Here is a 24409-nt window from a genome sequence, read left to right as displayed (position 1 = left end):
TGCGGACAATATTAAAGGCTTGAAATACCTGCTATAACGCCAGCCAGCCTATCTGAAACGGGGTAGATGTGGCCAGGGACGTGACAGCGTGGATACAGCACTGAAGTTCAGCTTGCCCAAATGGCGCCTGACGCGTTGGCTGACGCATTCCGGGCACGATACGCCCGCGGACATCCGCGCGGCGCTGATCGCCAGCCTTTTCGGCACACTCCCCATTTTCGCCGGCGGGGTCATCAACACACTGATGATCTCCGGCGTCGTCGCCTGGCGGCGCCCTGAACCGCTGTACCTGTCCTGGCTGGCGCTGGAGGTCGTCCTGGCGGTCGTCCGCGTCACGATCCTGCGGTCTGCCCTGAAAGCCGCACCCAAGGGCGGCAACACCCATACCGACATCTACATCCTGTTGGCGCTGCTGTGGGCGTTCAGCGTGGGCTATGGGGTCTTCGTCACTTTCCTTAATGGGGATTGGCTGGCCGCCACGCTGGCCGGCGTGTCCTGCGGGGCCATGGCCGGCGGTATCTGCTTTCGCAACTATGGCGCGCCCAGGCTCGTCGGCGCCATGATTTTTCTCAGCCTGGGGCCGATGTGCCTGGGCGCGGCCTTCACGGGCGAATACGTCACGGCCATCGTCTTCATCCAGATCCCGTTCTACCTGGTCAGCATGAGCATCGCCTCGCACCGGCTCAACCGCATCCTGGTATCCACGATGCTGGCCGAGCGCGACAGCGACCGCCGCGCCAGCGAGGACGCGCTTACCGGCCTGGCCAACCGCGCCGGCCTGCTGGCTGCGCTCGAACGCGTATGCGCCAGCGCGCGCAGCCATGACAGTTCGGCGGCGCTGCTGTACATGGACATGGACGACTTCAAGCTGATCAACGACACCTACGGCCATGCCGCGGGCGACCTGGTGCTCATGACCATCGCCCAGCGCATGCGGGCCATGCTGCGCGTGGACGACCTTGCGGCGCGGATCGGCGGCGACGAATTCATCGTGCTGGTGACCGGCATCGACGCCACGTCCGCCCTGCGCCTGGGCGAGCACCTTCTGCACGACGTCTCCCAGCCGATCACGCTGGCGGACGGCACGCGCGTCAGCGTGGGCCTGTCCATCGGCATCTCGATCGTGTCGGGCGCCAACCGGAGCCCGCAAGGCGCCCTGGATTCGGCCGACGCCGCGCTGTACCGCGCCAAGGCGCGTGGCGGGCGCTGCTGCGCGGTCGCCGGGGGCGACGAAGTGGGCGAGGCGGTAGACAAGATACTTCCGGACGGAAAGCGCGCCGTGGCGTGAGGCGCCGGCTCGGAAGCATTTTTCGACTGGCTTGCCAGAAAAGTTTTCAGATAACCTGAGAACTATGCCTATAATCGGCCCATGCTGAGCAAGAGCCTTACCCTGACCGAACAGGTCGCCCGCCAGATTGCGGGCGACATCGCCGAGGGCGTCCACCCCGTCGGCGCCAAGCTGCCGCCGGGCCGTGCCCTGGCGGAGCAGTACGGCGTGAGCGCCGCGGTCATCCGCGAGGCCACCGAGCGCCTGCGGGCACAGGGCCTGATCCAGAGCCGCCAGGGCTCGGGCAGCGTGGTGGTGTCGCGCACCGGCGCGCAGGGGTTCCAGGTTGCCGCCGGCCTCGCCGACCACGAACAGCTCGCCAGCGTGTACGAATTGCGCATGGAACTGGAGGGCGGCGCGGCCGCGCTGGCAGCGGTGCGCCGCAATGCGGCGGACCTTGCCGCCATGGCCGAAGCCCTGGACGCGCTGGCGGCGCACCTGGACCATCCCGAACAGGGCGTGGAGCACGACATCTCGTTCCACGTCGCTATCGCCGCCGCCACGCATAACCGCTACTACCAGGACCTGTTGCAGTACCTGAACCTGCAGCTGCGGCTGGCCGTCAGCACCGCGCGCACCAATAGCCGCAGGCAGGAAGGCCTGACCGTGGCCGTGCACCAGGAGCACGTGGCCGTGTTCGAGGCCATCCGCGCGGGCGACCCCGAGCGCGCCCGGCTGGCGGCGACCCGCCATTTACAGCAGGCGGCCAGCCGCCTGCGACTCGATCTTCTCTTTCCGGCCGCAAGGCAGACATCATGAGCGCATCCGACTTCCCTCAACGCCTGGTCCAGGCCCTGGGCTCCGACACCGTCATTACCGCCGAAGCGGACATCGCACCCTGGTTATCCGACTGGCGCGGCCTGTACAAGGGCCAGGCGCAGGCCGTCGTGCGCCCGCGCACCACGGACGAGGTTGCCGCCTGCCTGGCGCTGTGCCAGCAAGCCGGCGTGCCGGTCGTGCCGCGCGGCGGCAACACCGGCCTGTGCGGCGGCGCCACGCCGGACTCGGGCGCCGGGAACGTGGTGCTCAGCCTGGACCGCATGAACGCCGTGCGCTCCATCGATATCGTGGCCAATACCATGGTGGCGGAGGCCGGCGCCATCCTCGGCAATCTGCGCCGCGCCGCGCAAGAGGCCGGCCGTTTGCTGCCGCTGAGCCTGGCGGCGGAAGATTCCAGCCAGATCGGCGGCAACGTCGCCACCAACGCCGGCGGCGTGAACGTGGTGCGCTACGGTATGGCACGCGAGCTGGTGCTCGGGCTGGAGGCGGTGCTGCCTACCGGCGAGATCTTTCATGGCCTGCGGACCCTGCGCAAAGACAACACCGGCTATGACCTCAAGCAGTTGCTGATCGGCTCGGAAGGGACGCTGGGCGTCATCACTGCCGTGGCCCTGCGGCTGTTCCCGCGCACCGACGTCCGCTCGGTGGTGCTGGCCGCGGTGGAATCGCCGGCGCAGGCGCTGCAGCTGTTCGAGATCCTGTTCGAGCAGTGCGGCGCGCGCCTGCAGGCGTTCGAATACTTTTCGGGCGAGTGCCTGGATCTGGTGCTCGAACACGCTGAAGGCGTGCAGGAGCCCTTCGCCCAGCGCTATCCGGCCTACGTGCTGGTGGAGCTGGCCGACACCGCCGACGAGGCCGCGTTGAACGCCCTGCTGGAAAACGTGATCGGCACGGCGCTGGAGCGCGGCCTGTGCCTGGACGCCGCCGTGTCCGCGTCGCTGGCGCAATTGCAGGCGCTGTGGAAGCTGCGCGAGGAAATCTCCGAAGCCCAGCGCGCCGATGGTCCGCACCTGAAGCACGACGTGTCGTTGCCGATCGAATGCATTCCGGCGTTCATGGAATCCGCTGAAGCCCAGGTGCGGGCGCTCTACCCGGATATTCGCCCGTTTATCTTCGGCCACTTCGGCGACGGCAACCTGCACTACAACCTGTCGCGCCCGGCGGGCGCCGACCGCGATTGGGTGGCCGTGCATGGGGCGGTGATTACCGATGCGGTGTTGGACGAAGTGAATCGCTACAACGGGAGCATTTCGGCGGAGCATGGGATCGGGCAGCTGAAGCGGGACCATTTCCTGCATAGCAAGGATCCGCTGGAGTTGCGGTTGATGAAGCAGATCAAAGCGGTGCTGGATCCGGCGGGGATCCTGAATCCTGGGAAACTGCTTTAGGGCTTCGTAGGTCTGTCTTCGGGGGGCATCGTAGGTCAGCCTGGATGCCTTCGTAGGTCGCCCACCGGCGCGGTCGCCATGGATGCTTTCGCCGCACGATTGCGGTCCGGCGCGCGGGCGCCGGACTGCCCCTTCCTCATCCTCGTCCGCCTGCGGCTCCCTTCGGATTCCGTCGGGCGCATCGAGGTTGCTCGCGTCCATGTCGCCCGCGCCGACGGGCTGCCGCCGTCTTGGCTTGGGGCGCTGCTGGAGCCGTGGCCAGTGTCGAGTCTAGCGTTGCCCGCCGATATCGGCCGCGCGGGCGGCCGACATCGGCATACGCGGTCGCATGCGCCGGGATGGCGTGCGCTTTCGCGAATGCGGGGAGGGGGGCACCCATCCGGCGCCGGGGCAGGCGTGCCCATCCGGTGCTGGGGCAGACGTGACGGTGGAAGATGCCTTTCACGTGTCAGTGTCTGACACCCTTACGAGTTGGCGGTACGGATTGCAGCGATGTTCCCGGGTGTCTGACATCCGGGAAGATGCTGTCGCCACAGATCGGTGCCAGACACCTGGCCGCCCGGCATAAGCACGATCAATCGCGAATAGCGCGCAGCGCCATCACGACGACGCAAGACGCCGTGTAAGCGCCGCAAGGCCGCCCGCGCGGCCGCCACTCGGGCGTCTCAAGAACTCAGCGAAACGTCAAAAAACTACTGCCGATGATAAACCTCGGCCCCTTTCTTCACGAACTCCACCGACTTCTCCTGCATCCCCTTCTGCAACGCATCCTTCTCGCTAACCCCCTGCGCCGCCGCGTAGTCGCGCACGTCCTGGGTGATCTTCATGCTGCAGAAATGCGGGCCGCACATGGAGCAGAAATGCGCCACTTTCATCGAATCCTTGGGCAGGGTCTCGTCGTGGAAGTCCTTTGCGGTGTCCGGGTCCAGGCCCAGGTTGAACTGATCGTCCCAGCGGAACTCGAAGCGCGCCTTGGACAGGGCGTTGTCGCGGATGGCGGCGCCGGGATGGCCCTTGGCCAGGTCGGCCGCGTGCGCCGCGATCTTGTACGTGATGATGCCGTCCTTCACGTCCTTCTTGTTCGGCAGGCCCAGGTGTTCCTTGGGCGTCACATAACAGAGCATGGCGGTACCGTACCAGCCGATCAGCGCCGCGCCGATGCCGGACGTGATGTGGTCGTAACCCGGGGCGATGTCGGTGGTCAGGGGCCCCAGCGTGTAGAACGGCGCCTCGTGGCAGTGTTCTAGCTGCAGCTCCATGTTTTCCTTGATCATCTGCATCGGCACGTGGCCGGGGCCTTCGATCATGACCTGCACGTCGTGCTTCCACGCCACCTGTGTCAGTTCGCCCAGCGTCTTCAGTTCGGCGAATTGCGCTTCGTCGTTGGCGTCATAGCCCGAGCCCGGACGCAGGCCGTCACCCAGCGAGAAGCTGACGTCGTAGGCCTTCATGATTTCGCAGATTTCCTCGAAGCGTTCGTAGAGGAAGCTTTCCTTGTGGTGCGCCAGGCACCACTTCGCCATGATCGAGCCGCCGCGCGAGACGATGCCGGTCATGCGGTCGGCCGTCATGGGGATGAACGGCAGGCGCACCCCCGCGTGGATGGTGAAGTAGTCCACGCCCTGTTCGGCCTGCTCGATCAGCGTGTCGCGGAAGATATCCCAGGTCAGCTCCTCTGCCTTTCCGTCCACCTTCTCCAGCGCCTGGTAGATCGGCACGGTGCCGATAGGCACTGGCGAGTTGCGGATGATCCATTCGCGCGTTTCGTGGATGTGCTTGCCGGTGGACAAGTCCATGACCGTGTCGCCGCCCCAGCGGATCGCCCAGGTCATTTTTTCGACTTCTTCGCCAATGCCCGAGCTGACAGCCGAATTGCCGATGTTGGCATTGACCTTCACCAGGAAGTTGCGGCCGATGGCCATCGGCTCGACTTCGGGGTGGTTGATGTTGGCGGGGATGATGGCGCGGCCTCGCGCGATCTCGTCGCGCACGAATTCCGGCGTGATGGCCGCGGGGATGGCCGCGCCAAACGACTGGCCCGGATGCTGGCGCAGCAGGCGCCGGACCATCTTCTCGCCGTCGGGGCCGCTGTCGCGCAGCGTCTGCAGGTAGTGCTCGCGGCGCAGGCTTTCGCGGATCGCCACGTATTCCATTTCGGGCGTGATAATGCCGCGCCGGGCATAGTGCATCTGCGAGACGTTGGCGCCCGATCTCGCGCGGCGCGGCGGGCGTTGCAGGTCGAAGCGCATGGCCGTCAGCTTGGGATCGGTCAGGCGTTCCTTGCCGTAGTCGCTGGTGGGGCCCGACAGCACTTCCGTATCGCCGCGCTCGTCGATCCAGGCGCGGCGCACTTCGGGCAGGCCGCGGCGGATGTCGATCCGGGCGTCGGGATCGGTGTAGGGGCCGCTGCAGTCGTAGACGGTCAGGGGCGGATTCTTTTCACCGCCGAACATCGTCGGTGTGTCGTCCTGTTCGATTTCACGGAACGGGACGCGGATGTCGAGCCGCGAGCCGGTCTCGTACACCTTGCGCGATTTGGGCAGCGGCGCGACGGCGGCCGCGTCGACTTCGGCGGTGGCGGCCAGGAATTTGGGATTTGCGTTCATGGAAAGCTCCAAGCGAGTGGTTGGAGCCGATCGGGAAGGAATCTCCGCCGCGCGGGGCGGACGGAAATACGGCTCCCAGCATCGGCATTATCCGTACTGGTACGAAGGGACTCTCTCAACACGTCGCGGCATTGAAGCCGCGACGAGTACCCCTGCGCGAAAGCGAAGTATAGAGGCTGGAGCGCGTTCCGACGAATGGCGCCGATGCCTGACTTCCCGGGTTCAGTCTGATAAGCTGGTATTACCGCTTTACATTTAGATTCAGACTGCGGCGACACTGTCATTCAGGTTCGGTACACTTTTCAGTCATGCCGGGCGTGACGCTGCGGCCTGGTCTTAGTCCACTTAAGAAGGAATCGAGCATGCAACTTACCTTACGCACATTGGCGCCCGCCCTGGTTGTCGTGACGTTGGCGCTAGCGGGTTGCAAGACCGCCCCGACTAAGACTGACGCCGTTGCCACCACGCCCAGCCAGCAATCCACGACGCCCGCCACGGCCGCGACGGTGGATTTCTACCTGGCGCACAAGCAACCCGGCGCCGGCCTGCGCGAAATCAGCCTGCCGGACGGCAAGCTCTACATGCAGGAAGTGCCTGTCCTCACGCGTGCCGACCTGACCGACGCCGCCGCGCTGGTGGATCGCCAAGGCCAGAATTTCGTGGGCCTGCGCTTCTCCGAAGCGGGCGCCCGCAAGCTCAACGACATCAGCTCCAAGAACGTTGGCAACATGCTGGCGCTGGTGATCGACCGCGAACTGGTCGCCGCCCCGCTCATCGGCGAACCGCTGAACCGCGGCGTGCTGGCCTTTGGCGTGCCCTCGGCCCAGGCCGCCTCGGAAATCGCCGCCAAGATCCGTGGCGACGCCGCCGTGCCGCCCGCGCCCACTGGCGGTGCGGCTCCCGCTGCCAAGCCCTGAGCGGCACAGGCGCAAGAAAGCCCGGCAAAATATGCCGGGTTTTTTTTTGAAGGGCGGCGCGCCGCTTGCGTTCAGCCGGCCTTGCGGCTGCGCGGTTTGGCGCCGCGGCGGATGCGCACGGCGTGTTCGATATAGGCTTGCGCCACCGCCTCCAGCCCGGCGCGCTCGTCGGGCGTCAGCAATTCCATCTGGGCGGGAGAAATATTCGGGAAAGGCCACGGCGCCATCGGACGCGTCCGGCCGCCGGGCCGCGGCGCCGATTCCGCCACGCCCATAACGGGCAGGGTATCGCTCAGGTCGTAGCCGCCCATGGGAATTTCCATCGGGCCCTTGCCGGTTTCCAGCCATTCGGCTTCGACTTTCAGTACCTGTGCCAGTTTGCGGGCCGAGCGGCTGGAGTGCCGCAAGCCGCTTTCATAGCTGCCGATGGCGCTCTGCGAAAGGCGCGCCAAACGGGCGAGCGCCTTCTGCGTGTGGCCACGCAGGAGACGAGCATGCTTCAGTCGGTCCGAAAATGTCTTCACACGGCGATTGAAGCTTGGTGGCTATTCACTTTGGTAGTTATAAGAATTACTTAAGTGATAAACCGAGAGAGGTAGCCGTATGCGGCAACGGGGCAACGTCTTCGTTTTTGCGCGTGATGGGGCCGCGCGCGATCTCATCGCCGCGCTGCGGACATTCCAATGGGCGGTCACCGTATTCGATTCCCTGGCGCTGCTGCACGATGGCCTGCAAATGCAGGTGGCCAGCGCCCTGGTGCTGGTGGGCGTCTGGCCGGACGTCGCCGAGCGGGCCGCCGCCTTGCGCCGCGAGGCGCCTGCCGCTGCCTTGGTCTGGCAGGCATGCGGCGCCACGCCACGTGAGCGGATCGCCGCGCTCAATGCCGGGGTGGACGCCTGTGCCGGGGGCGGTATGGAAGCGCTGGAATGGGATGCTCTCCTGCGCAATTTGTGTCGTCGTGGAAGGCGCGCCGGTTCGTCATGGCGCATCGACCTTCAAGTGCGCGCCTTGGCCGGGCCAGGTGGCCAGTTCTTGCCGCTGACGGAGGCCGAGTGTGTCTTTTTTGTCCGGCTATTGAACGCGCCGGGCCATCGCATGCGCCGGGATGAGCTGCGTTCCAAGGGAGTAAGCAGCGTCCGGGAAGGCTCGCGCCGGGTGGACGTGATGGTGTCGCGGCTGCGGACCAAGGCGCACCGCCTTGGCATCGAATTTCCGGTGCTGGCAGTGCGTGGGTGGGGGTATATGCTGCTGCCGGACGGCAGGTGACTGCGCCGGGGAGGGCGCTACAGCACCACCAGGTTGTCGCGGTGCATGAGCTCGGGTTCGATCATGCTGCCCAGGATGCGCGCGATCTGCGACGAAGGCTGGCGCAGGATGCGGCGGGTATCGGCCGATGAATAGTTGATCAGGCCCCGGGCGCATTCGCGCCCCTGGCCGTCCACGCAGGCCACCACATCGCCGCGGCCGAATTCTCCTTCCACCTCCACGACGCCGATGGGCAGCAGGCTCTTGCCTTCGCGCAGCAGCGCCTGCACGGCGCCGTCGTCCAGCACCACGCGTCCGCGCAGGCGCAGGTGGTCGGCCAGCCACTGCTTGCGCGCGGACCACACGGGCAGCACGGCGCGCAATTCGCTGCCGATGCATTCGCCCTGGGCCAGGCGCGTCAGCACGTTGCGTTCGCGCCCGGAAGCGATCACGGTGTGCGCGCCGCTATGCGCCGCGCGCTTGGCCGCCAGCACCTTGGTCAGCATGCCGCCCGTGCCGATGCCGCTGCCGGCGCCGCCGGCCATGGCTTCCAGCGCCGGGTCGCCCGCCTGGGCGTGCGACATGAACTTGGCGCCGGGGTTCTTGCGGGGGTCGGAGTCGTACAGGCCGCGCTGGTCCGTCAGGATGATCAGCGTGTCGGCTTCGATCAGGTTGGTGACCAGCGCACCCAGCGTATCGTTGTCGCCCAGGCGGATCTCGTCGGTGACGACCGTGTCGTTCTCGTTCACGATGGGCACCACGCCCAGGCGCAGCAGCGCAAACAGCGTGCTGCGCGCGTTCAGGTAGCGGTGGCGGTCGGCCAGGTCTTCGTGGGTCAGCAGGATCTGAGCCGTGCGCAGGCCGAATTCCGCGAAGGCGGCTTCGTAGGCCTGGCACAGGCCCATCTGGCCGACGGCGGCGGCCGCTTGCAGTTCATGCATGACGGACGGGCGCTTGCGCCAGCCCAGGCGCGCCATGCCTTCGGCAATGGCGCCGCTGGAGACCAGCACGACCTGCTTGCCCTGCTTGTGCAAGGCGGCGATCTGCGCGGCCCAGTGCGCCACGGCGGCGCGGTCCAGGCCTCGGCCTTCGTTGGTGACCAGCGACGAGCCGACTTTGGCGACGAGGCGCTGGGCGTTGGTGACGACGGAAACGGCAGGTGATTCGGCAGACATGATGGCGGCGGGCTGCGGCGCGTGAAAAGGCGTAATCGTAGGGACTGCGATTATGGCTTATTCGTCGCCGCTGCGCGGCGCGGAACGGGGGGCGGCGTCCGAACGCTTGTCATCGAAGCGCGGGTCCGGCGCGACGTAGCTGCCATCGGCCTGGTCTTGCGCCAGCTGTTCCTTTTCGCGCTCAGCGTCCAGGTAGTCCTGCAGCGCGTAGATCAGGTCCTGCGTGCCTTCGCCCGACAGGCCGGAGATGCCGAACACCGGGCCCTTCCAGTCGTAGAGCTCGAGGAAGCGGCGCTTGGTGTCTTCGGGATCAGTCACCATGTCCAGCTTGTTCAGGACCAGCCAGCGCGGCTTGGCCGCCAGTTCCGGGTCGTAGCGGCGCAGTTCCTCGACGATGGCGCGCGCATCGGTGACGGCCTGTTCGACCGGATCCGCATCGGGATCGGGCGTGGACACGTCCACCAGGTGCAGCAGCACGCGGGTGCGCGCCAGGTGGCGCAGGAACAGGTGGCCCAGGCCGGCGCCCTCGGAAGCGCCTTCGATCAGGCCAGGGATGTCGGCCACGACGAAGCTGCGCGACGGCGAGGTGCGCACCACCCCCAGGTTGGGGTGCAGCGTGGTGAAGGGGTAGTCCGCGATCTTCGGCTTGGCGTTGGAGATGCGGGTGATCAGCGTAGACTTGCCGGCGTTGGGCAGGCCCAGCAGGCCGACGTCCGCCAGCACCTTGAGCTCCATGCGCAGGTAGCGGTGCTCGCCTTCCTTGCCCGGCGTCCATTGGCGCGGCGCGCGGTTCACGCTCGACTTGAAGTGGATGTTGCCCATGCCGCCCTGGCCGCCCGCCGCCAGCACCACCTTCTGGTCGTGCTGGTTCAGGTCGAACAGGACTTCGCCGGTATCCGCGTCATGGATGACGGTGCCCACGGGCACGCGCAGCGTGATGTCCGGGGCGGCCGCGCCGTATTGGTCAGAGCCGCGGCCGTTTTCGCCGTTCTTGGCGCGGTGCAGGCGTGCGTAGCGGAAGTCGATCAGCGTATTGATGTTGCGGTCGGCCACGGCAAAGATGGTGCCGCCGCGTCCGCCGTCGCCGCCGTCAGGGCCGCCCTTGGGGATGAACTTTTCGCGGCGAAAGCTCGCCACGCCATTGCCGCCTTTGCCGGCGACGACTTCGATGGTGGCTTCGTCTACGAATTTCATGGTGTCCGTGCGTGTAATGAGTGAGGGCGGGCCCGTTACCGGGTGCCGCCGGGAGGCGGGGGCCGGGACGTTCCGGCCCCCGCCTTAAAACAAAAAAGCCCTGCCGCGTGCGACAGGGCTTTGCCGTTCGAGAACGCGGCGGACCGCGTTGCTGACCGTGCTGCGCCGATTACTCGGCGGCGACGATCGAAACGGTTTGCTTGTTCAACGCGCCCTTGAAGCCGAATTGAACCTTGCCGTCGACCAGCGCGAACAGGGTGTGGTCCTTGCCCATGCCGACGTTCACGCCAGCGTGGAAACGAGTACCGCGCTGACGCACGATGATCGAACCAGCGGGAATCAATTCACCGCCGAATGCCTTGACGCCCAGACGCTTCGATTCTGAGTCGCGTCCGTTCCGCGTAGAGCCGCCGCCCTTTTTCTGTGCCATGTTTAGCTCCTGCTAAGTGGTACCGAGTCGCTTCTTAAGCCGTGATGGCTTCGATGCGGATTTCGGTGTAGTTCTGACGGTGGCCCTGACGCTTCTGGTAGTGCTTGCGACGGCGCATCTTGAAGATCTTGACCTTGTCGTGGCGGCCTTGCGCAAGAACCGTTGCCTTGACCACGGCGCCGGAGACGAGGGGCGTGCCAACTTTCAGTTGGTCGCCTTCGCCCACGGACAGCACTTGGTCCAGGGTGATTTCTTGCCCAATGTCAGCCGGTATCTGTTCTATCTTGAGTTTTTCGCCAGCGGCAACGCGATACTGCTTGCCACCGGTTTTTACGACCGCGTACATGGGGTGTTCCTTAAATAGGTAAAAAGGCCCATTCGCGCTGCCTGCCCTGCTGGGCGGGATTGCTGCTCCGGGGGGCACCTTTGACGGTGCCGCCGCTTCCGTCTTCCGGCGCCAGGTTCTGGCAGGGTAGGGAAAGCGCCCAAGGGCATTGCGCAAATGCAACCGACGTAATTCGGGCATTGCTGACCGAATCCGGGATATTAGCCCGGCGCTTCCGGAAAGTCAAAAAGCGCTTGCGGGCTAAGGGCTTAGGTGTCGCGTGGACGCTTCACACCCTGGCGAACGGCCGCGGCGCGACCCCCGCCGCCGGCGCCGGGAGGCCCTGCACGGCCGCCCGTCAGGGCCGCCTCCGGCTCGCGCCCGTTACTCCCCGTATAATCGCTGGTCGAATCCCCCGCCTTGCCGGCGGCCCAGCGGTAAGAGCCGTCACGCGTTCGCGCTTCGGCTCGTTTCACTCTCCGGATACGTCTTGAATCTCCCCGCGCTTATTGCCCCCATTGCTGACGATATGAAGGCCGTCGATGCGGTTATCCGCGAGCGGCTGAACTCCGACGTCGTGCTGATCCGCACGATCGGCGACTACATCATCGGGGCGGGCGGCAAGCGCATGCGCCCGGCCATGGTGCTGATGGTGGCGCGGGCCCTGGGCTATGAGGGGACGCATCACCAGCTGTTGGCCGCCGTGGTGGAGTTCATCCATACGGCCACGCTGCTGCACGACGACGTCGTCGACGAGTCCGACCTGCGCCGCGGCCGGGAAACTGCCAACGCGGTTTTCGGCAACGCCGCCAGCGTGCTCGTGGGCGACTATCTGTATTCCCGTTCCTTCGAGATGATGGTCGAAGCCGACTCGATGCGCGTCATGAGCATCCTGTCCGAAGCCACGACGGTGATCGCCGAAGGCGAAGTGCTGCAACTGCTGAACGTGCACGATCCGGACGTCTCGCAAGAACGCTACCTCCAGGTGGTGCGCTACAAGACCGCCAAGCTGTTCGAGGCCGCCGCCCAGGTCGGGGCCGTGCTGGCGGGCGCCTCGCCCGAGCTGGAAGCCGCCGCCGCGGCCTACGGCCGTCACGTCGGCACCGCCTTCCAGTTGGTGGACGACGTGCTGGACTACAGCGGCGACGCCGCCGCCCTGGGCAAGAACGTGGGCGACGACCTGCGCGAGGGCAAGCCCACGCTGCCGCTCATCCGCGTAATGGAAGTGGGCACGCCGGAACAGCAGCAGCTGATCCGCGAAGCGATCAAGACGGGCGATGCCGACTTCGCCGCCGTCGCGGCCGCCATCCAGGCGACGGACGCCCTGGAACACGCTCGCCAGGCCGCGATCGCCGAAGCCGATCTGGCCCGCGAAGCACTTTCTGGCTACCCCATTTCCCCTTTTCTAAATTCTCTGTTAGAATTCTGCGCTTTCGCGGTGAACAGAGATCGCTGAGCAAAATCAGCGGAATCGGAAGCCAAGGAAAGAAGCAAGAGAAGAAGCAAGAGAAGAAGCAAGAAACGCAGGAAGAAGCAAGAAACGCAGCCAAGCCGTACTGAGCACGGTGAAGCTTGCGAGTAGTAAAGATCGGGGCGTAGCTCAGCCTGGTAGAGTACTGCGTTCGGGACGCAGGAGTCGGAGGTTCGAATCCTCTCGCCCCGACCACTTCATGTGGTCGAATTCATGAAGGTGTTTCCCGACGCCTTTGGCTGAAAGCCGGTATCGCGCAAGCGTTGCCGGCTTTTTTGCGTTCGGGGCTGGCAGCCTCAGGGCTGCACGATGACCTTGCCCATGTGCCGCCGGGTTTCGACGGCTTCGTGCGCGGCGGCAATGTCCTGGAGCGGGTAGGCGTGGATCGCCGGATGATGCAGCGCTCCAGCCGCCAGCCATTGGCTTGTCTGCTCGACGGCCCGTTGCTTGAGGTTGGGCGGCATGGTGTACACCAGCAGGAACGACAGCCGCAGGTTGCGGCGCATCAGGTCCCGCACGGGAATCGCGGGCTGCAGGTCGGTGTCCGAGGCATAGGCGGCGATATGCGCGCCATTGGCGGCCAGCGCCAGATTGGTTTGCAGGTTGCCGGCGAAATCCAGGTCGATGAGGGCGTCGAAGGCTTCCCGGCGGAACTGCGCCAGCCACTGCCTTGCGGCCGCGGGCAGGTCCGGCCCGCGTGCCACGGTTTCGATGCCGGCTTTGGCGGCGATGCGCGCCTGTTTGGCATTCGACACGCTGGCCAGCACGCGCGCGCCGCGCAGTCGCGCCATCTGTGCGGCATAGAAGCCCACCGCGCCGACCGCCCCGTGCACGAATACACGGCGTCCTGCGCCGGCTTCGACCCGTTCGTTGCAGTACCAGGCGGTCAACGCAGGTACGCCCAGCGCCGCGCCGACATCGAACGGCACGTTGTCGGGCAGGGGGACCGCCAGGTGTTGCGGCACGGTGACCCATTGGGCGGCGGTGCCGAAGGGGCGGTCGAGCTGGCATTCGTATAGCCAAACCCGCTGGCCGAGGCGGCCCGGGTCCACGCCCGGACCCACCTGGTCGACCGTGCCGGCGCCGTCTTGATGGGGGATGGTGCGCGGCCAGGGGTTGGGCCGCGCGCCCGTGCCACGGCGCGTCTTGACGTCGGAGGGGTTGATGCCGGAAGCCACGATGCGTACCCGCAACATGCCGGGTCCGGGAGCTTCCTCCGGCATCTCGCCCACGCGCAGCACTTCGCTTGCCGCGCCCCGCGTTTCGTAGAAGGCAGCCTTCATCCCGGTCTCCTTTTCGCTTATCGGTTGGGCAGGCCCAATACGGCCTTGGCCACGATATTGCGCTGGATTTCGTTGGATCCGCCATAGATCGTGGTGACCAGCGATTGCAGGAATGGCGCGCAGGGCACCAGCGAGGTCCCGTCCGTCATGGGAATGCCGGTCCACGTTCCGCCGGCTTCGTCGGCCCAGCGCACAATCTCGCGCGCGATCCGCACATAGGTTTCCGTGGCCAGGATCTTCAGGCCAGACACGGACGGCGGCAGCAGTTCCCCGCGCCGCACGATGTCGGCGAACAGGCCGTAAAACGCCTCCAGCTCGCGCACCGAGCCGAGCAGCTGCGTATAGGTCTGGCAGAACTCGGGCAGTTCGAACAGGGACTGGTTCTCCGCCAATTGCTCCAGGTGATGCAGCGCCTGGCGCGATTGCTGGGGGCTGCCCGCGAAAATGCGTTCGTAGCCGAGCAGGTCTTTGGCGATGGTCCAGCCCATGTTCAGCTGGCCGACCAGGTTACCGGCAGGCACGCTGACGTCTTCGAAGAAGACTTCGCAGAATTCCTGCTCGTCGATGATGTTCGTGATCGGCCGGATGGTCACGCCCGGCGTCTTCAGGTCGATCAACAGGAAGCTGATGCCGGCCTGCGGCTTGACCGTCTTGTCGGTGCGCACCAGGGCGAAGATGTGGGTGGCGTCGTGCGCCAGCGTGGTCCAGATCTTCTGACCATTGACGATGTAGCGGTCGCCTTCGAGGCGGGCCTCGGTGCGCAGCGAAGCCAGGTCCGAACCGGCGTTGGGCTCGGAGTACCCCTGACACCAGATGTCGTCGCCGGAGAGGATGCGGGGCAGGTAGCGCGCTTTCTGTTCCGACGTGCCGTGCTGGATTAGCACGGGGCCCAGGTTGATGATGCCCTGGTCGGGCAGGCGGGCCGCGCCCCAGCCTTCCATCTCTTCGAAGAAGACCAGCAGCTTGGCGGGCGATAGCGCCATGCCGCCATGTTCGCGGGGCCAGGCCGGCGCCAGCCAGCCCTTGCGCGACAGGGTCTGATACCACTCTCGGACCTCCTGCAGCCGCAGCCGGCGCGGTACGTGGCGCAGGTGTTGCGGGTAATGGGCGCGCAGGAAGCCGCGCACCATCAGGCGGAAGCCGTCGTCGCTCATGGCGTTGTAGTCGCTGCCCGTGGCTGCCTGGCCGTCGGCCTGGGCGGCATGGCCGCCTTGCTGGCGTAAGGCCAGGTAGCGGGCCTGCAGGTTGCACGGGCTGCCCAGCCAGGACGCCACGTGGAGGGCCCGCTTCAGATAGAGGCCGATGTCGTATTCATCGGTGTAGCCGATGGCCCCATGCAGTTGCACGGCCTCGCGGCACAGGCCGATGACGCGTTCGGCGATCCTGCTCTTGGAAAGCGCGGCCACGCGCGCCAGCGATTGCGGGTCGTCGCGCACTTCGCGATAGCTGTCGGCCAGCAGCGCGCCGCAGACCATGACGCCGACATAGGCGTCCACCATGCGGTGCTGCAGCGCCTGGTTCGCGCCGATCGGCCGGCCGAACTGCACGCGGGTCTTCAGGTAGTCCAGCGTGATGCAGAACACGCGCCGCGCAATGCCGTAGAGCTCGCTGCACTGGAGCAGCCGAGTGAGTTCCAGCGCCTGCTGGCAGACGGCGTCCACGTCGCTGCCTTCCGCGATCATGCGGGTGGCGGGCAGGAGCGCGTCCAGATGCAGGGTGCAGAGCATGCTGCCGTCCACCCGGCGTTCCGTTTCCACGGTGACGCCAGGATCGTCGGGCCGCACCCAGACCAGGGTCGGCGATTCGCCCAGACGGGCATGGACCAGCCAGCCCGTGGCGCCGGCGGGGGCGACCCAGCGCTTGGTTCCGACCAGCTGGATGCGGTCGCCTTCGCGGTCGACCGACGTGGAGACGGATGTGGGAATGAGTTCGCCGGGGTTCTCCTGCCAGGCTAGGCCCAGCACCGTCGATCCGGCGATGGCGTCGCTCAGCAGTTCGGCCGCCAGCGGATGCCGGGAGAAGGCGGGCAGCACCAGCATGGCCATGGCGCCCGCGCCCAGATAGGGCTCAGGCAGCGGCGATTCGCCGACGGCGGTGGCAATCGCACCCAGCACGTCGATCTCCAGGCCCAGGCCGCCCTGGGCCTCGGGAACCGTCACCGAGGTCCAGCCCGCCTCGGCCAGGGCGCGCCAGGCGCCGCTGTCCCAGCCGGGGCTGGCGTCGCGCAGCGCGCGCAGTCTCGTCAGCGGCGAAACCTGGGCCAGTATGCCGCCGGCCGCCTCCATGAACTCGGCGTGCCGGGGCAAGGGGCCGAAGAGCGAATAAGAATCGAGTGCCGTCATCATGGTCCTTCTGAGTGGCGTCGTGGCCTGGAATGGGAATGCCAAATTCTAGGTTCGGGCCGGAGGGCGATTCATAAGGCGGCGTTGAGAGCAGCTATTACAAAAGCCGTGTGATGGGAGGCCGCGATCCTTCCTAGAATTCCGTATCGATCCAGACAAGCCTGAACGGCGAGGAGACAAAAATGCGTGCAGTAATTGCCCGGCTGGCGCTGTGCCTGGCCACAGCAAGCGTGGCGACGGCGTCCGTGGCGGCAGGCGCCACGGTGGAGCGGATCGTCGTGCCTTATGCCGTGGGCGGCGTCACCGACCTGTATGGGCGCGTGCTTGCCGAACGCCTGGCGGCAACGCAGGCAGCGCCCATCCTTGTAGATAACCGTCCCGGCGGCGGCGCGGCCATCGGCACGTCCTATGTCGCCAAGAGCCCGGCCGACGGCCGCACCGTGTTGCTGGGCAGCGTCGGCACCGCCACCAATCCCGCGATGATCAAGGCCTTGCCCTACGACCCGCGCGACATTACGCCGGTGGCCCAGGTCGCCGTCAGTCCGCTCATCCTCTATGTGCGGGCCGATCTCGCGACGAACGTGCGTCAACTGATCGACGATGCGCGCAAGTCCCCGCGCGGCCTGTCCTTCGCGAATTCCGGGGTCGGGTCCAGCCCCAACCTGGCCGCGGCGCTCTTTGCGCGCGAGCTCGGCCTGCAGGTGACCCACGTCAGCTATCGCGGCACCTCGGCGGCCATCAATGACCTGCTTGGCGGACAGGTCGACGCTTATTTCGACACGCTGCAGGCGATGACGCACGTCAAGGCCGGCCGCATCCGCGCGCTGGCGGTGGCGGCGCCCGAACGCCTGGAGCAGGCGCCCGATCTTCCTACCCTGGACGAGCTTGGCGTGCGCGATGTGTATGCGTCGAGCTGGTGGGGCATCTTCGTGCCGTCCGGCACACCGCAGGAGCGCGTGCAGGCGCTGCAGGCGCGGCTGCGAATGGTGGTCGGCGAGCCGATCGTGCAGCAGCGGGCGCGGGAAATGGGGGCCATTGCGGTCTACCGCGACCAGGCGGACTTCCAACGCTTCTTCGATAGCGAGGTGACGCGCTGGAGCGCCATCATCGCCGCCGAAAAACTCTCCGCCCAGTAGATCATGGCGAAACCGACCGAAGCCCCGGACTGGGACCTGCGCGCCCTAAGAATTTTCTCGCTGGTGGCGCGCAGCGGAAGCATCACCAAGGTGGCCATCGACCTAGGCGTGAGCCAGCCTGCCATCAGCCGCTACCTGTCGATGCTGGAAAAGCAGTGCGGCGGCTATCTGTTCACGCGCAATGGCCGCGGCGTCGGCCTGACTGAACTCGGCAAACAGGTGCAGCCCATGGTCGAACAGGTCCTGGCCAGCGCCTGCGACCTCAACGACGTCATCGCGGCCGCCCACGGCCGCGTGTCGGGAACCGTCCGCATCGGCACGCTGCCTTCGCTGAGCAATGCCCTGATCGTGCCCTTGCTGCTGCGGCTGCAGCGCGAGTACCCGGCAATCCACGTGCAGATCGTCGAGAGCGCGGCCGGACAGATCGAAAGCTGGCTCCAGCGCCGCGAGATCGACATCGGGCTGCCTTACCGCAGCCACGATGCGCTGGGCAGCGACGAAGACGTGCTGCTGCGGCTGCCTTCCTACCTGATCGGCCCGCCCGGCGACCGCATTACCGCCGCGCGCCAGGTGCCGTTCGCCAAGCTGGATGGCCTACCGCTGGTGCTGTCTCGTAAGCCGTCGTCGGTGCGCATGATGCTCGATGAAATGGGCCGCAGGAATGGGGTCGACATCCGCGTGACGGTGGAGGCCGATTCGGGCTTCATCCAGAAGCAGATGGTGGTCAAGCGCTCCGGCTACACCTTGCTGCCGTGGCACTTCGTGGCTGCGGAGGTCGAGCGGGGCGAGCTGCAGGCGGCCGAAATCGTGGAGCCGTCCGTCGTGCGCATCGTGTCGCTCATGCTGACCGATCGTCCCACGCAGGCGGTGAAAGTGGTGACCGCGCTGCTGCGGGAAATCGTCAGCGAGTCGCTCGCGCAACTCGACGCGTTGCCGCCCGAGGCAACGTGACAACAAACGCATCCGTCTCGACAGGCGGGGCACAAGGAGACAAAAAATGATTCGTTTCTTCAAACGCGCCAGCGTGCTTGCGCTGGTTGCCTGCTCGGCCCAGGCGGCCTATCCCGATAAGCCCATCCGGATGGTCGTGCCCTTCGCGCCCGGCGGCGGTGCGGACCTGACCGCGCGCGTGGTTGCCGAAACCCTGTCCAAGAAGCTCAAGCAACAGGTCGTCGTTGAGAATAAGGCGGGCGCCGGTGGACTCATCGGCGCGGCGGCAGTGGCACGTGCTGACCCAGATGGCTACACGCTGCTCTACACCACGCCCGGCCAGCAGATGACGCTGCCCTACCTGGTCAAGAACATGCCCTATGACCCCGATGAGCTGCGTCCGGTTTCGCAGGTGTCGCTCGCGCCTAGCGTGCTGGTGGTCAATACGCAGCTTGGCGTGAAGAACCTGGAAGAACTCATCGCGCTGGCCAAGAGGCGGCCCGGCGAACTCAATTACGTCAGCGCGGGCATTGGGGCCAGTAGTCACTTGAACGGCGAGCTGCTGCAGATCCTGGCCGGCATCCGCCTACAGCATGTGCCCTACAAAGGGACCGGGGAGGCGGTCAAGGACCTGGTCGGCGGCAATGGCGACCTGGCGATCGATACCGTCGGCATCTATACCGCATTCATCAAGGACAATCGGCTCATTCCGCTGGGCGTGACAACGCCTGATGAAGTGCCGATCCTGCCCGGTGTGCCGTCCCTGTCCAAGACGCTTCCCGGCTACGACGCTTCGCCGGTCAATTACATCTCGGTTCCCAAGGCGACTCCGGACGCCATCGTGCGGCAGCTTGCCGAGGCGCTGCGCGCTACCATCGCCGAACCCTGCGTCAAGGAAAAGATGCTCGAGCAGGGGATCCTGGCGATCTCCAATACGCCCGAGGAAATGGCGGAGCTGCTGCGCAAGGAGCAGGCGCGCTGGCGCGAGGTCATCAACAAAGCCGGTATTGCAGAGAAGTAGTTTCCTGGAGTCGTCAGCATCATGGCATCGCAGCAGTCCTATCCGCTTTCCCATATCCGCGTTCTCGACCTGAGCCGGGTCCTGGCCGGCCCCTGGGCCAGCCAGACCCTGGCTGACCTGGGGGCGTCCGTTACCAAGATCGAGCAGCCCGGCATCGGCGACGATACGCGCGCCTGGGGGCCGCCGTTCCTTGAGCGCGACGATGGCTCCCGGTCGAGCGAGTCCGGCTATTACCTGATCTGCAACCGCGGCAAACGGTCCGTCACGGTCAACCTGAAGTCGCCGCGCGGGCAGGCGCTGATCCGCAGGATGGCGCGGGAGGCCGACGTCGTGCTGGAGAACTTCAAGGTCGGCACCCTGGACCGGCTGGGCCTGGGCTACGAACAGCTCCGAGCGGAGAACCCGCGGCTGGTCTATTGCTCTATTACCGGATTCGGCCAGACCGGCCCGCGCGCCCACCAGCCGGCCTACGACTTCATGATCCAGGCCATGAGCGGACTGATGAGCATCACCGGCGAATCGGACGACCGCCCGGGTGGCGGCCCGATGAAGATCGGCGTGCCCATGGTGGATCTCATTACGGGCCTGTATGCCAGCAATGCGATTCTGGCCGCGCTCGCCCGCCGTGAAGTGAGCGGGGAGGGCGAGCACGTCGACATGGCCATGCTCGACGTCGGCGTGACGCTGCTGGCCAACCAGGCCATGAACTACCTGCTGACCGGCAAGGTGCCGCCGCGCCGCGGCAACCGCCATCCCAACATCCAGCCGCAGCGCGTGTACGAATGCCGGGACGGGCACATCATCATGGCGATCGGCTCGGATGCACAGTTCGCGAAGCTCTGCCGTGTCCTCGGCCATCCGGACATGGCGGGCGACGAACGCTTCCGCACCAACGCCGCCCGTGTCGTCAACCTGCAGATCCTGGATCCCTGGCTGGACGCGCAGCTGATCCAGCACGACAAGGCGCCATTGCTGGCGGCGCTAGAGCGCGAGGGCGTGCCGTCCGCGCCGATCAACACCATCGGCGACGCCTTCGAGGATCCGCAGGTCGTGCACCGGGGCATGCGCTTTTCCGTCCCCCATCCGGACGGCATGGACATGCCGCAGGTGCGCAGTCCGTTCCGTTTCCGCAATACGGCGCTGCGCCTGCAGGACGGTCCGCCCACCCTGGGCCAGCATACGGACGTGGTCCTGGGCGAGCTGGGGCTGACGCCCGCGGACATCGCCGAGCTGCGCAGCGAGCAAGCCATCTGACTACCATCGAGGAACATCATGTCCCGCTACTGTTTTGAAAGCCTGCGCGTCGAGCTCCAGGACCACGTCGCCACCGCCTGGCTCGACCATCCCCCCGTCAACGCCGTCCACACCCAGTTGCTGCAGGACCTGACACTGGCCATGGACATGTTCGGGGAGGACCCGGAAGTGCGTTGTGTCATCCTGACCGGCCAGGGGCGGATATTCTGCGCCGGCGCCGATCTGAAAGGCCGCGCCGAGATGCTGAGCCTTCCGGCGGGGCTGCCCCAGCACTCGCGCCGCACCCGCGAACTGTTCCACGCCATCCGCGAATGCCCGAAACCCGTCATCGGCGCCCTGAACGGCCCCGCGCTGGGCGCGGGCCTGGGCATTGCCGCTTCCTGCGACATCCTGGTGGCCGCCGAAGGGGCCTGCCTGGGGCTGCCGGAGGTGGACGTCGGCCTACTGGGCGGCGTCAAGCATGCGCAGCGCCTGTTCGGGCACTCGCGCCTGCGCCGCATGATGCTGACCGGCATGCGGGTGCCGGCCGAGGAACTCTACCGCCTGGGCGTGGTGGAGGCCTGCGTGCCGGGGGACCGGCTGCTCGAAGAGGTCGGCCTGATCGCGCGCCAGATCGCTGCCAAGAGTCCGACCTCCGTGCAGTTGATGATCCAGACCGCCAATGCGATCGAGAACATGAGTTTGCGGGATGGCTACCGCTACGAGCAGGACATGACGGCGCAGGTCGCCACGAGCGACGATGCGAAGGAAGCGCGCCAGGCCTTCCTGGAAAAGCGCGCCCCGGTGTTCAAGGGCAGCTAGGCGGCAAGGCGAAGGAGCGGACGGCCCGGCAGGACGTCCGAGGGAAGACGGCGTAGCGCATATTCCGCCATGGAATGAGAAATCCCCGGATTTTCCAAACTTTAGTGTGGGTTTTCGCCGGTCTTACCCTATATTCCTGTGAAAATACCAACTTCCAGGGATACCCGGCTTGCTCGGATTGATCCACAGTTCAGTCTGGGCAATGCCGCTCGCTCTTTTCCTATGACCGCCAACATGCTTGCTTCCGAGTCGACCCTGCCTGCGCCAGTGCTGCTGGTGGAAGACGAACCCCTGATCTGCCGCCGGCTGGAAGGGCTGCTGCTGCAACTCGGATACGCGCCCGAGGCGCTGGTGTTCGCGTCGACGCTGGCCCAGGCGCGCGCCTGTCTGGCCAGCCAGCCGGTCGCCTTGGCTCTGGTCGACCTGGGCTTGCCCGATGGCAACGGCACGGATCTGATCGCGGAAATGCATGCCGCCGATCCGGGCCTGGCGATCCTCGTCATTTCGGCCTGGAGCACCGAGGACGCGATCCTCGCCGCGCTGCGGGCGGGCGCCACCGGCTATGTGCTCAAGGAACGCGATGACCTGGAGGTCTCGCTATCCATCCGCAGCGTGCTGCGGGGCGGGGCGCCCATCGACCCCTTCGTCGCCCGGCGCATCATCGAGGAACTGCGGCCCAGGCAGGCGGAACCGGCCGACGGCGCCACCGGCGAAACCCTCAGCCCTCGCGAAAGCCAGATTCTTCGCCTAGTATCCGAGGGGCTGGGAAACCGCGAAATCGCCGAGGAACTGCACCTGTCGCGCTACACCGTCGAATGCCACGTCAAGCACATCTACCGCAAGCTCGCCGTTTCCTCGCGCACCCGGGCGATCCACGCCGCGCGTACGCGAGGCTTGCTGGATTGAGGTGGCTGGCGATTCTCTGGCTGGCGCTGTGGGTGGCGCCGGCATGGGCGCAGCAGGCCGAGCCGGCGTGCACGGCGGAGGTGATCTCCATCCAGGTGGCCAAGGGCGACGCCGACGGCAACCGGCCGACGCCGGGGCAGTGGCAGCCCGCCACGCTGCCTGACGACTGGAGCGCCCGCTGGCCCGACTACGGCGGCACGGCCTGGTACCGGATCGATTGGCGGCGGCTTTGCCCGGATGCGAGGGCCGGCCAGGTGGCGCTGGCGCTCGAATCGGTGGTCATGGCGGGCGAGGTATACATCAATGATGAGCGGATCTGGCGCGACGCGCAGCTGACCGAACCGTTGTCGCGCAGCTGGAACATGCCGCGCTACTGGCTCATCCCGGAATCCCTGATGCGCGACGGCGTCAACACGCTGTGGGTGCGGGTGGTCGGCGTCGCGGGGCAGACTCCCGGCCTGGGGCCGGTCCATCTCGGAGGACGGGAGGCGGTCCAGCAGCGCTACGAGGACCTGTGGTGGAGGAATCGCACCCTTTTCACGCTCAATCTGATCGTGTCGGCCGTCATGGGCGGGCTGTGCTTCTGCATCTGGCTGATGCGCCGCGAGCAGCGCACCTATGGCTGGTATGCCCTCATGGCCCTGTTCTGGGTGTTGTTCATCGCCAATGTGCTGGTCACCAGCCCCTGGCCTTTTTCCGACAGCGTGACCGCGGCCCAGGCCAACATCATGGTCCTGGTGCTGTACGTGGCCTGCTTCTGCATTTTCACGTGGCGTTTCGGCGAACAATCGCTGCCTCGCACCGAGAAGGCGCTGTGGACGCTCTCGGCGGCCCTGCTGGCCATGGTGGCCTTCGCGCCAAGGGCGTATCTGCCCGAGGTGCAACTGGCGGCGGTGCTGATCGTGTCCGCCATCTTTTTCGTCAACTGCCTGCAGTTCCCGTTCCATGCCTGGCGCACCCGCCGGCCGGAGCACGGCATGCTGGCGGTGTGCCTGCTGGTGTTCTTCGCCGCCAGCGCCCATGACCTGCTGCGCATGCTGAAGCTCATCGACGGAGAAAACTCCTATACGCCGTTTACCAGCGTCGTGGTCACGCTGTGCATGTCCGCGGTGCTTGGCCTGCGCCACGCCCGCAGCGTGCGGCGCATCGAACGCTTCAACCAGGAACTGGCCGACGGCATCGAACAGGCCCGCACCGAACTGGCCACGACTCTGGAACGCGAGCACACATTGGCGCTGGCCAACGCCCGCCTGCAGGACCGGCTGCAGATTGCCCACGATCTGCACGACGGGCTGGGCGGTTCGCTGGTGCGCATGATGGCTATGGTGGAGCAGGCCAGCGCGCCGGTGCAGAGCCAGCAGTTCCTGTCCATGCTCAAGCTCCTTCGCGATGATCTGCGTCAGACGATCGACAGCGGTTCCAGCGCGGGCGTCAAGGTGCCGGCCACGCCGCGAGAGTGGATCGCGCCGTTGCGGCACCGGTTCATGCAGCTGTTCGACGAACTGGACATCGGCGCTACCTGGCGGTTTCCCGATAGATGGCGGACGCCGCCCAGCGCCCTGCAATGCATGGCGCTTACCCGGCTGGTGGAGGAATCGCTGGTGAACGTGCTCAAGCACAGCCGCGCCAGGAACGTGGAACTGGAGTTGCGCCAGTCCGAGCCCGGCAGCCTGGAACTGCGCATCGAGGACGACGGCGCCGGTTTCGACGTGGGGGCGGTGCTGCGGGCGGGAATCAGCGTGGGCATGCGCAGCATGCATACCCGCATCGCGCGGGTGGGGGGCAAGCTGGACGTGGCGTCCCGGCCCGGCCAGACCGTGCTGACCGCCGCGCTGGAGCTGCGTCCGCCCCAGGGCTGAGGTGGAGCGCGCGCGGCGC

General features: G+C 66.4%; 21 protein-coding genes and 1 tRNA gene. 14 read left to right on the top strand and 8 right to left on the bottom strand.

The features are described 5' to 3' along the window. Nucleotides 1–88 precede the first annotated feature (88 nt). From AGI3411_RS00455 to AGI3411_RS00445, 3 genes are all read left to right on the top strand, one after another. The gene (locus tag AGI3411_RS00455) at nucleotides 89–1288 is read left to right on the top strand and encodes a GGDEF domain-containing protein (protein WP_129525488.1); all 1200 of its coding nucleotides are present in this window, start codon (nucleotides 89–91) and stop codon (nucleotides 1286–1288) included. 81 nt (nucleotides 1289–1369) lie between these two features. After that, a complete protein-coding gene (locus AGI3411_RS00450) occupies nucleotides 1370–2086 on the top strand; it encodes a FadR/GntR family transcriptional regulator (protein WP_129525487.1) in 717 nt (238 codons plus the stop codon). After that, nucleotides 2083–3495, top strand: coding sequence for an FAD-binding oxidoreductase (locus tag AGI3411_RS00445; protein WP_129525486.1), 1413 nt, complete (start codon nucleotides 2083–2085; stop codon nucleotides 3493–3495). The genes AGI3411_RS00450 and AGI3411_RS00445 overlap by 4 nt, the downstream gene beginning before the upstream one ends. A gap of 692 nt (nucleotides 3496–4187) precedes the next feature. On the opposite strand, the gene thiC is transcribed toward AGI3411_RS00445, so the two are convergent. Beyond that, complete coding sequence (gene thiC / locus AGI3411_RS00440; RefSeq protein WP_129525485.1) at nucleotides 4188–6101, bottom strand: phosphomethylpyrimidine synthase ThiC; 1914 nt, start codon at nucleotides 6099–6101, stop codon at nucleotides 4188–4190. Nucleotides 6102–6463: 362 nt separating this feature from the next. On the opposite strand from thiC, the gene AGI3411_RS00435 reads away from it, so the two are divergent. Continuing rightward, nucleotides 6464–7018 (top strand): SecDF P1 head subdomain-containing protein, encoded by a 555-nt coding sequence (locus tag AGI3411_RS00435; RefSeq protein WP_129525484.1) that lies wholly within the window; start codon nucleotides 6464–6466, stop codon nucleotides 7016–7018. A 71-nt stretch (nucleotides 7019–7089) separates the two neighbouring features. Here AGI3411_RS00435 and AGI3411_RS00430 read toward each other — a convergent pair whose 3' ends face one another. After that, nucleotides 7090–7542 (bottom strand): helix-turn-helix domain-containing protein, encoded by a 453-nt coding sequence (locus tag AGI3411_RS00430; RefSeq protein WP_129525483.1) that lies wholly within the window; start codon nucleotides 7540–7542, stop codon nucleotides 7090–7092. A 79-nt stretch (nucleotides 7543–7621) separates the two neighbouring features. Between AGI3411_RS00430 and AGI3411_RS00425 the strand changes: the two genes are divergently transcribed. After that, entirely contained in the window at nucleotides 7622–8284 is a 663-nt protein-coding gene (locus AGI3411_RS00425; RefSeq protein WP_129525482.1) for a helix-turn-helix domain-containing protein, read from the top strand. A gap of 17 nt (nucleotides 8285–8301) precedes the next feature. Here AGI3411_RS00425 and proB read toward each other — a convergent pair whose 3' ends face one another. From proB to rplU, 4 genes are all read right to left on the bottom strand, one after another. After that, a complete protein-coding gene (proB, locus tag AGI3411_RS00420; protein WP_129525481.1) occupies nucleotides 8302–9438 on the bottom strand; it encodes a glutamate 5-kinase in 1137 nt (378 codons plus the stop codon). 57 nt (nucleotides 9439–9495) lie between these two features. Then, entirely contained in the window at nucleotides 9496–10632 is a 1137-nt protein-coding gene (gene obgE / locus AGI3411_RS00415; protein WP_129525480.1) for a GTPase ObgE, read from the bottom strand. 169 nt (nucleotides 10633–10801) lie between these two features. Beyond that, entirely contained in the window at nucleotides 10802–11062 is a 261-nt protein-coding gene (gene rpmA, locus AGI3411_RS00410; RefSeq protein ID WP_006389959.1) for a 50S ribosomal protein L27, read from the bottom strand. Between the two features lie 34 nt (nucleotides 11063–11096). Beyond that, nucleotides 11097–11408, bottom strand: a complete 312-nt coding sequence (gene rplU / locus AGI3411_RS00405; RefSeq protein ID WP_006216228.1) for a 50S ribosomal protein L21 — start codon at nucleotides 11406–11408, stop codon at nucleotides 11097–11099. A 469-nt stretch (nucleotides 11409–11877) separates the two neighbouring features. Here rplU and ispB point away from each other — a divergent pair, with 469 nt between their 5' ends. Both ispB and AGI3411_RS00395 read left to right on the top strand, forming a co-directional pair. Then, nucleotides 11878–12843, top strand: a complete 966-nt coding sequence (ispB, locus tag AGI3411_RS00400) for an octaprenyl diphosphate synthase (RefSeq protein WP_129525479.1) — start codon at nucleotides 11878–11880, stop codon at nucleotides 12841–12843. A gap of 133 nt (nucleotides 12844–12976) precedes the next feature. After that, nucleotides 12977–13053, top strand: a tRNA-Pro gene (locus tag AGI3411_RS00395). A 101-nt stretch (nucleotides 13054–13154) separates the two neighbouring features. Here AGI3411_RS00395 and AGI3411_RS00390 read toward each other — a convergent pair. Together AGI3411_RS00390 and AGI3411_RS00385 are read right to left on the bottom strand one after the other, a co-directional pair. Beyond that, complete coding sequence (locus tag AGI3411_RS00390; protein ID WP_129525478.1) at nucleotides 13155–14141, bottom strand: NADPH:quinone reductase; 987 nt, start codon at nucleotides 14139–14141, stop codon at nucleotides 13155–13157. Between the two features lie 17 nt (nucleotides 14142–14158). Continuing rightward, the gene (locus tag AGI3411_RS00385) at nucleotides 14159–16486 is read right to left on the bottom strand and encodes an acyl-CoA dehydrogenase family protein (RefSeq protein ID WP_244240218.1); all 2328 of its coding nucleotides are present in this window, start codon (nucleotides 16484–16486) and stop codon (nucleotides 14159–14161) included. Nucleotides 16487–16665: 179 nt separating this feature from the next. On the opposite strand from AGI3411_RS00385, the gene AGI3411_RS00380 reads away from it, so the two are divergent. The 7 genes from AGI3411_RS00380 to AGI3411_RS00350 all read left to right on the top strand — a co-directional run bounded on the left by AGI3411_RS00380 (nucleotide 16666) and on the right by AGI3411_RS00350 (nucleotide 24390). Next, nucleotides 16666–17619: a Bug family tripartite tricarboxylate transporter substrate binding protein gene (locus AGI3411_RS00380; RefSeq protein WP_129525476.1), complete on the top strand. Its 954-nt coding sequence runs from the start codon at nucleotides 16666–16668 to the stop codon at nucleotides 17617–17619. Nucleotides 17620–17622: 3 nt separating this feature from the next. After that, nucleotides 17623–18570: a LysR family transcriptional regulator gene (locus AGI3411_RS00375; protein WP_129525475.1), complete on the top strand. Its 948-nt coding sequence runs from the start codon at nucleotides 17623–17625 to the stop codon at nucleotides 18568–18570. 46 nt (nucleotides 18571–18616) lie between these two features. Next, nucleotides 18617–19570: a Bug family tripartite tricarboxylate transporter substrate binding protein gene (locus AGI3411_RS00370; protein WP_129525474.1), complete on the top strand. Its 954-nt coding sequence runs from the start codon at nucleotides 18617–18619 to the stop codon at nucleotides 19568–19570. A 21-nt stretch (nucleotides 19571–19591) separates the two neighbouring features. Next, nucleotides 19592–20824: a CaiB/BaiF CoA transferase family protein gene (locus AGI3411_RS00365; protein ID WP_129525473.1), complete on the top strand. Its 1233-nt coding sequence runs from the start codon at nucleotides 19592–19594 to the stop codon at nucleotides 20822–20824. 18 nt (nucleotides 20825–20842) lie between these two features. Then, a complete protein-coding gene (locus tag AGI3411_RS00360) occupies nucleotides 20843–21625 on the top strand; it encodes an enoyl-CoA hydratase/isomerase family protein (protein WP_129525472.1) in 783 nt (260 codons plus the stop codon). A 222-nt stretch (nucleotides 21626–21847) separates the two neighbouring features. Beyond that, nucleotides 21848–22531 (top strand): LuxR C-terminal-related transcriptional regulator, encoded by a 684-nt coding sequence (locus tag AGI3411_RS00355; RefSeq protein ID WP_129525471.1) that lies wholly within the window; start codon nucleotides 21848–21850, stop codon nucleotides 22529–22531. Then, entirely contained in the window at nucleotides 22528–24390 is a 1863-nt protein-coding gene (locus tag AGI3411_RS00350) for a sensor histidine kinase (protein ID WP_244240217.1), read from the top strand. Before AGI3411_RS00355 ends, AGI3411_RS00350 begins: the two co-directional genes overlap by 4 nt. Nucleotides 24391–24409 lie beyond the last annotated feature (19 nt).

It is taken from the genome of Achromobacter agilis (genome assembly GCF_900496965.1).
GTDB lineage: Bacteria > Pseudomonadota > Gammaproteobacteria > Burkholderiales > Burkholderiaceae_B > Achromobacter > Achromobacter agilis.
Note: the sequence above shows the minus strand (reverse complement) of the source record. Positions and strands in the feature narration are given on the sequence as shown.